General features: G+C 61.0%; 8 protein-coding genes. 5 read left to right on the top strand and 3 right to left on the bottom strand.

The window, feature by feature from the left end:
- Positions 1 to 399 precede the first annotated feature (399 nt).
- The 4 genes from KBI52_RS11480 to KBI52_RS11465 all read left to right on the top strand — a co-directional run bounded on the left by KBI52_RS11480 (position 400) and on the right by KBI52_RS11465 (position 4,060).
- Positions 400 to 1,434, top strand: coding sequence for a sensor histidine kinase (locus tag KBI52_RS11480; RefSeq protein ID WP_210807558.1), 1,035 nt, complete (start codon positions 400 to 402; stop codon positions 1,432 to 1,434).
- A 154-nt stretch (positions 1,435 to 1,588) separates the two neighbouring features.
- Complete coding sequence (glgC, locus tag KBI52_RS11475; protein ID WP_210807556.1) at positions 1,589 to 2,857, top strand: glucose-1-phosphate adenylyltransferase; 1,269 nt, start codon at positions 1,589 to 1,591, stop codon at positions 2,855 to 2,857.
- A gap of 666 nt (positions 2,858 to 3,523) precedes the next feature.
- A complete protein-coding gene (locus KBI52_RS11470) occupies positions 3,524 to 3,733 on the top strand; it encodes a hypothetical protein (protein ID WP_210807554.1) in 210 nt (69 codons plus the stop codon).
- A gap of 135 nt (positions 3,734 to 3,868) precedes the next feature.
- Positions 3,869 to 4,060: a hypothetical protein gene (locus tag KBI52_RS11465; RefSeq protein ID WP_210807552.1), complete on the top strand. Its 192-nt coding sequence runs from the start codon at positions 3,869 to 3,871 to the stop codon at positions 4,058 to 4,060.
- Positions 4,061 to 4,425: 365 nt separating this feature from the next.
- Here KBI52_RS11465 and KBI52_RS32880 read toward each other — a convergent pair whose 3' ends face one another.
- Complete coding sequence (locus tag KBI52_RS32880; RefSeq protein WP_247654334.1) at positions 4,426 to 4,572, bottom strand: hypothetical protein; 147 nt, start codon at positions 4,570 to 4,572, stop codon at positions 4,426 to 4,428.
- A gap of 120 nt (positions 4,573 to 4,692) precedes the next feature.
- Positions 4,693 to 5,019 (bottom strand): hypothetical protein, encoded by a 327-nt coding sequence (locus KBI52_RS11455; RefSeq protein ID WP_210807548.1) that lies wholly within the window; start codon positions 5,017 to 5,019, stop codon positions 4,693 to 4,695.
- Between the two features lie 216 nt (positions 5,020 to 5,235).
- On the opposite strand from KBI52_RS11455, the gene KBI52_RS11450 reads away from it, so the two are divergent.
- Positions 5,236 to 5,460: a hypothetical protein gene (locus tag KBI52_RS11450; RefSeq protein WP_210807546.1), complete on the top strand. Its 225-nt coding sequence runs from the start codon at positions 5,236 to 5,238 to the stop codon at positions 5,458 to 5,460.
- Positions 5,461 to 5,554: 94 nt separating this feature from the next.
- On the opposite strand, the gene KBI52_RS11445 is transcribed toward KBI52_RS11450, so the two are convergent.
- Positions 5,555 to 5,758, bottom strand: a complete 204-nt coding sequence (locus tag KBI52_RS11445) for a DUF1236 domain-containing protein (RefSeq protein ID WP_210807544.1) — start codon at positions 5,756 to 5,758, stop codon at positions 5,555 to 5,557.
- Positions 5,759 to 6,547: the final 789 nt, after the last annotated feature.

The raw sequence follows: 6,547 nt of genomic DNA, 5'->3' as shown, positions 1-6,547 counted from the left end.
GCAGGTGTGTCGAGCGGGCCGGCGGCCTAATACGCCTCGGTTCGGGCGTCTGAGGAGCCATACAGTATCGCGGACGCGTCGACAGAAAGGATGCGGCTACCCGACAGACCCGCCCGAACGAGTGACTCTGCCTGGAGGCTTCGTGGGCAGGATTAGGCCGAAACAACAGCGGTTTACCCGATGAATGTCCAGGTACTTTGCCCAACGCATAGAGTCAGACTTCAAGCCTCGCGCCACCAGTTGCGGATCCGATCGTACCAAACGTGTCATTGCACAGCTCTTGTTCTGATCTCCTCCTGAGCAGCATCACACTTTTGCCTCGTTCGAAAACTTTTTCGAAGTAATATTTCAGGGAACCATAGCTATAGCGGTTCGCTTACCCTCCTTGCGATGAGGGAATTGTTCGACAAAACGCGGTCTCTTCGACATCTACCATGGTCTGTTCGCTACGGTGCGACAGCTATCCTTGTGGCAGTGGCGTTCATTCTCAGGCAAATCTTCTCTGATGTGCTGAGGGAATTTCCTTTTCTTCTGTTCTTTCCGGCGCTTATTCTGTCAGCTGTTCTCTTCAACCGAGGGAGCGGCCTCGTTGCAACGGTGCTGAGCGCCGCCCTCTCAGCTTATTTCCTTCTCGAGCCGATCGGCAGCTTCGCAATCGGAGACCCGGGCCAGTTTCTCGGCTGGTGTCTGTTTGTGGTGATCGGGATCGCCATCACGCTCATCATCGAGGCTCAGCATGCTGCCTACCGCCAACTCAAGGAAGCCCATGCAGAACTGAAGCGGGCACATGAAGCTGCGAAGGCCTCGGAAGCCGACAAGGCCGAGCTTCTCATCGAGTCCAATCACCGGATCATGAACAATCTGCATACGGTGATCTCGCTTCTCCACCTCCAGGCCCGCAGCGCCAAGGAGCCTACTCGCGAGGATTTCATGACCGCCGCGGAGCGCGTGAGCGTCATGGCCAAAGTGCAGCGGCGTCTGGTGCGGTTCGAGGGAGCCGTGTTGGCGGACAGCCGCTCGTTCATCGAGGAACTCTGCTGCGACCTGGAGGCAGCCTTGATCGGCCTTCGCCCCATTCGCCTTGATGTCGAAGCCGAAAGCCACCCCATTCCACTCAATCAGGCGGTTTCAGTCGGGCTCATTATCAACGAGCTCCTGGTCAACGCGCTCAAGTACGCCTTTCCGGATGATCGTAGCGGATATGTCAGGGTGGCGTTTACGCGTACCGGCGATGAATACTGCCTTGGCGTCAGCGATAATGGCGTGGGTCTGCCCGCTACCCAGGGAAGCACCTCTTCCGCGACATCGACGGGTCTGGGTCGGCGCCTGATCCGTTCGTTCGTGATGCAGCTTAACGGTCGGCACGAGATCGAGCCGCTCTCGCCTGGAACACGCGCTCAGGTGTGTTTCCCGGTGTCTGCGTCTCAGGGATGAAGGAGGCTAGGTCCGGGTTGTAGGAATGACAAGCGACGATGCCGGGCAGCCGATTACCGTGCCGCCATCCCTTGTCGACCGGGAACTTCCTTTCATCTCAGGACATAGAAGCTTAGCGGGCCGGAAGAGCTCCGCCGGATGAGAGGACACGCCCATGCTCAAGACTGCTGCCGCCTCTGCCCCGTTGGCCCGCCACGCCATGGCCTATGTTCTCGCCGGCGGGCGCGGCAGCCGCCTCCTGGAACTCACCGATAAGCGGGTCAAGCCGGCCGTATACTTCGGGGCCAAATCGCGGATCATCGACTTTGCCCTCTCGAATGCGCTGAACTCCGGCATTCGTCACATCGCGGTGGCCACGCAGTACAAGGCCCACAGCCTCATCCGGCACCTGCAGCGGGGGTGGAACTTCTTCCGAGCCGAGCGCAACGAGAGTTTCGACATCCTACCGGCGAGCCAGCGTGTCTCCGAGACCATGTGGTACGAGGGCACGGCCGATGCGGTCTACCAGAACATCGACATCATTGAGAGCTATGCCCCCGAGTTCATCGTGATCCTGGCAGGTGATCACATCTACAAGATGGATTACGAGCTCATGCTGCGCCAGCATGTGGACTCGGGCGCGGATGTCACGGTCGGTTGCCTCGAAGTGCCGCGCATGGAGGCAACTGGCTTCGGCGTGATGGACATCGGTGAGACGGACCGCATCGTCTCGTTTCTGGAGAAACCTGCTGATCCGCCGGGGATGCCCGACAAGCCTGATATGGCACTCGCCAGCATGGGGATTTACGTCTTCAACACACGCTTTCTCTTTGATCAGCTGAAGCGCGATGCCGCTACGCCCGGCTCGAGCCGGGATTTCGGCAAGGACCTCATCCCGTATCTCGTCGAGCATGGTAAGGCCGTGGCGCACCGGTTCCCGCACTCCTGTGTGCGCTCCTCCGGGGAAGCAGAAGCCTACTGGCGCGATGTCGGCACTCTGGACGCCTATTGGGCGGCCAACATCGACCTAACCCATGCTACGCCGGCCCTGGACCTGTACGACACCGCCTGGCCGATCTGGGCCCATGCCGAGATCACCCCGCCGGCCAAGGTGATCGAGGAGGAGGTCGGACGGCGAGGAGAGGTCGTCAACTCGGTTCTGTCCGGCGGCTGCATCGTCTCGGGAGCGGTGGTGCGAGGCTCGCTCCTGTTTACCGGCACGCAGGTTCACCCCGGAGCACAGCTGGAGGAGGCGGTGGTGCTGCCGGGGGGCGAGATTGCTCGCTCGGCCCGGCTGAGGAAGGTCATTGTCGATCGCGGTGTTCGGATCCCGGAGGGGCTCGTGGTGGGCGAGGACCCGGATCTGGACGGACAGCGCTTCCGGCGCACCGACAGTGGCGTCTGCCTGATCACCCAGCCCATGGTTGATCGACTCGGCAAGTAGGGCCTTGAGCACCGGCATCTGCGGTGGAGAATCGAACACCGGCCGGGTGGCTTCCGGTCTTGACTGCCTGCCCCAGGCTCAGGGCAGGGAGGCTCTGACGCCGACTGTACCATCTGTAAGGGAGGACTTGCCTCGTGAAAACCTACTGTTACGTTCCGGCTCTCCGGATGACCACCGCAATGACCCGCCTTTGCGCAAGAACGGCAACGGGTCGTCGCCCGCCCTTCGTTGATGCTGTTCTGGGGCATTTTCTATAACCCCTCACTGTCCGGCCCAATCGTTCCGATCACAACCGGCCCACAGTTGTTCCGAGCGGTGCCGCAAGAAGGGTAGCCCACGCCCAGGCCATCATGAGCCGAATCTACCATTCTCACGCAAGCTGTTCTTGAACCCCAACAGAGCTCTGGATCTTGCCCTCAGTTTGATCCATCCGGCCCTCGGCCCGCAGCTTGCTGTCGCCGAACAAGCGCCCGAAAAACTCCTTGACGCGTCTGCCCAATGTGTTCGCGCCGCCGATCCGATCACGGTCCGTGGCACCGCTCCTGAGATCTAGCCTGTTCCGAATTCGGACACCCAGCAGCGCCCGGCTTCTTCTGAGATCCACACTCCTGCCGCACTGCGCCATTAGCAAGGCTGGCCCGAGGGTAAGAGCGAGGAGAGGGATCAATGCGCGCTTACAACCTGTTCCGGCGCAAGGGCGAAGCTGATTTGTTCTGTGCGGTGCCGGAAGACATTCCCGTTCCGGCATTCGTCACCCCGGAGGCATGGGAGTACGGCTGTTCGCTCGACATCCAAGCCCTGTCAGGTTTCGATGCCGAAGCGGCGGAGATTTCAGCCGGAGCCAACGGCTTCTATCTCTTCCACGCGGCAGCCTGATCGGATGCACAGGAACGAGGCGAGTTGCGTCTCCGTCAAACGATTTGATTGGTACGATATGGCCGGCGCCCATGAAGTCGAACGGGCGCCGGGCATCCATATGCCCACAACACAAGACAACAGAGTGGAGACAGAATGTTCTTTGTCGTAACCGGAAACGGCCAGAACGGAGTCGTGGCCATCACCTGCGACAGCGCCGCCGCAGCGCTCGCGAAGGCTCGCCAGCTGGACACCGACGGGATCACCGACATCCTCATCACGGATGCCGATGGACTGCAGCATGTCCCGGCCGAGTTCGACCGGCTCTACGTCGCACAGCTTCCGTAGGGCGTGCTTCCGCGGGGCACAGAATTGTGTCCGAACTGCTGAGTTGGGGCATCCATCCCTCAAGGCTGCAGATCACCACCGTGACGAGGACGGATCCACCGAGGAGGATGATGTCCTGCCACGAGCCCAGGTCGACCATGAAATGCCTCCTACCGTTGATGGAACAGACGTTGCTACTCTCCTACTCAGAAACCGAAGTCACCGCTTATCCCTGACTGCCCTCCGTTTCACAGGGCATTCTACGGGCCCAATTGGCTGACCCAACCGGACCTTGAAGGACGGGTGTGGGACATGGTTAGGCTTTGCGACAAGCCCAGCCTTGCCGCGGGAACGTCCCGGGCATGCACCGGTTCCGCGATGGCGGTTCAGCTCTCGGCAAAGCGGACAAAAGCCCGCAAGCCATCAATCAGCTGCGTTCGCTGATCCGCAGGCAAGCCGGGGCAGGTGGCATCGACCAGAGCCGTCAGCTCCTCACGGCTGGGCCGGCGTTCCCTGATTTCGTTGGCCCACATGGCGATCTCCGAAGCCGTGCCCGCACACGAGGGGCACTCATCAATGATCTCATGGGCGAGCTCAATGATCTGATCGAGCGGGGCAGCGTCAGAAGCTAACCGCATGTTGGCACCAAGTCACTATTTCGGCTCGACGCTTTGGTCGCCACCTGGCGATCCCGGGGGCGGAATGACGGGCGTGGTGCCGGGGTGCGGAACCGGTGGGCGAACCGTCATGTCGGGCGCGATGTTGGCAGGCGGACGGATCACGCCATCGGTGCGATCCAGCTTGTCGCTGAGCGGTGCGTTCGAGCGGCCGACCGAGCCAGTTGAGCGTGGATCCTGCGGGCCGGTGCTTTCGGATTTGAGCGTCTCGGAGGATTGAGGCTGGCCCTGAGCCTGTGCCTTTTCCACCATGCCGGCCATGGCAACGCCGACGATTAGGAACGTTCTCGGACTGAGGCGCATGTGCGGCCTCCCTTAACCTGGGTTAAGTTCTGCTGTCCAACGCGGGCTCGTCTGGGACCGTTCCGCTCATCGCCCCCCAATTCATTCCGCTGCCCTCAGTCCTGAGAACATAACGATATTCAGGATTTTCCCTGCTTTTCCGGTTCTGCCACCGAACTGTCCAGCTTTCCCGGAGTTGTCGGGCTGATCCCAGATCGGATCCAGTGGAGAAAGTTCATGCAGAAACTTGTGTTCGTGACAGCTCTGTGTCTCCTGGCGGGTGCCTGCGCCACGCGGCAGCAAACCACCAGCACCGCAGTTGGCACCGCTGCCGGCGCGGTGGTCGGAGGACCGGTCGGGGCCGTCGTCGGGGCTGGAGCTGGGGCGGTGGCAGGAGCGCCCGGTGGTGTCGTCGATCAAGTCCAGGGCGACACCCGGCGGCGTACGACGCGGCGGCGCTAGTCTCGTTCGGCATAGAAAGACCGCAAGAGCAAACCCCGTGTGGCTGGCGCCACACGGGGCCGAAGCAAACTTAGAGCCCGAACTCCTTTCAGGCTTATCGCTCGATGACGGTGACGACGCGTCGGCTGCTGCCCTCGACGATATAGTAGCGGTCGCCCACCAGCACGACCTTACAGTCACGCACGCCCGTGATCAGGCTCTCCAGCGTCGTCGGGCAGTCGACCAGCTGGGTCACCGTGGTCGGCACAGTCTGGCCCACCGTGATGTTGATGTTCTCCCGGACTGGCGAGATGTTCACGCTACGGAGAGACTCGACCGCCCGGGTGCGCTGCTCGCCCGTGATGTTGACGGTCGTTGAACTGCTGGCGCCTGCTGCCGCGCCACCACTCGTGCCAGACGTCCCGGAAGCTGCGCCGCTCGAAGTTGTGCCCGAGGCTGCCCCACCAGAACTCGTGCCACTCGCAGCGCCACCAGACGTTCCACCTGCGGCTCCGCCGGACGTGCCACCAGCAGCTCCGCCCGAACCCCCAGATGAGGTTCCTCCAGACGTTCCGCCCGAGGTGCCGGACGCAGCGCCTCCGGAGCCGCCACCGGACGTGCTGGGTGCAACCGTTGTTCCACCCGACGAACCACCGGACGCACCTCCTGATGAGCCACCGCTCGTCTGAGCCACAGCCGCAAGGCTCAGGGAGAAAGCCGCAGCAGCAACCGTCGTCAGCAACGCTTTACGCATCTGTGTAACCTCCATTCATGATCGGGCTCGTGGGAGCCCGCATCAGCGCACACAAACGAGCTGACGAAGGTCGATGTTCCCACGCACCACATCTGTAGGAAGATAAATTTGATGAATTCGATTGCCAGAAAAGTCTTCACCGAGCTGGCTCCATCTGTCCGCATAGCTATAAAGGCAGAGGCTGGTTCATTTTTCTGAATATTTGTTCAGAATAGATTTCTTAGAAGGCTGCTACACTTCTGCCATTGCGCCATCGTATGATTTGTTGCTTTTGCCAGATAGAAACCACACTATGTTGACTACGAAGATCAGGCAAAAGAAAAAGCGCGGAATATCCGGGTTGGATGGGAGCAC

Origin of the sequence: Microvirga sp. HBU67558, assembly GCF_018069605.1 — a bacterium.
Lineage (GTDB): Bacteria > Pseudomonadota > Alphaproteobacteria > Rhizobiales > Beijerinckiaceae > Microvirga > Microvirga terrae.
This window is presented reverse-complemented; position numbering and strand designations above follow the sequence as displayed.

Excerpts from the sequence above, each read along its gene's own strand:
- glgC (WP_210807556.1), top strand. The coding sequence starts at position 1,589 with ATGCTCAAGACTGCTGCCGCCTCTGCCCCGTTGGCCCGCCACGCCATG.
- KBI52_RS11470 (WP_210807554.1), top strand. The coding sequence starts at position 3,524 with ATGCGCGCTTACAACCTGTTCCGGCGCAAGGGCGAAGCTGATTTGTTC.
- KBI52_RS11465 (WP_210807552.1), top strand. The coding sequence starts at position 3,869 with ATGTTCTTTGTCGTAACCGGAAACGGCCAGAACGGAGTCGTGGCCATC.
- KBI52_RS32880 (WP_247654334.1), bottom strand. The coding sequence starts at position 4,572 with ATGTGGGCCAACGAAATCAGGGAACGCCGGCCCAGCCGTGAGGAGCTG.
- KBI52_RS11455 (WP_210807548.1), bottom strand. The coding sequence starts at position 5,019 with ATGCGCCTCAGTCCGAGAACGTTCCTAATCGTCGGCGTTGCCATGGCC.
- KBI52_RS11450 (WP_210807546.1), top strand. The coding sequence starts at position 5,236 with ATGCAGAAACTTGTGTTCGTGACAGCTCTGTGTCTCCTGGCGGGTGCC.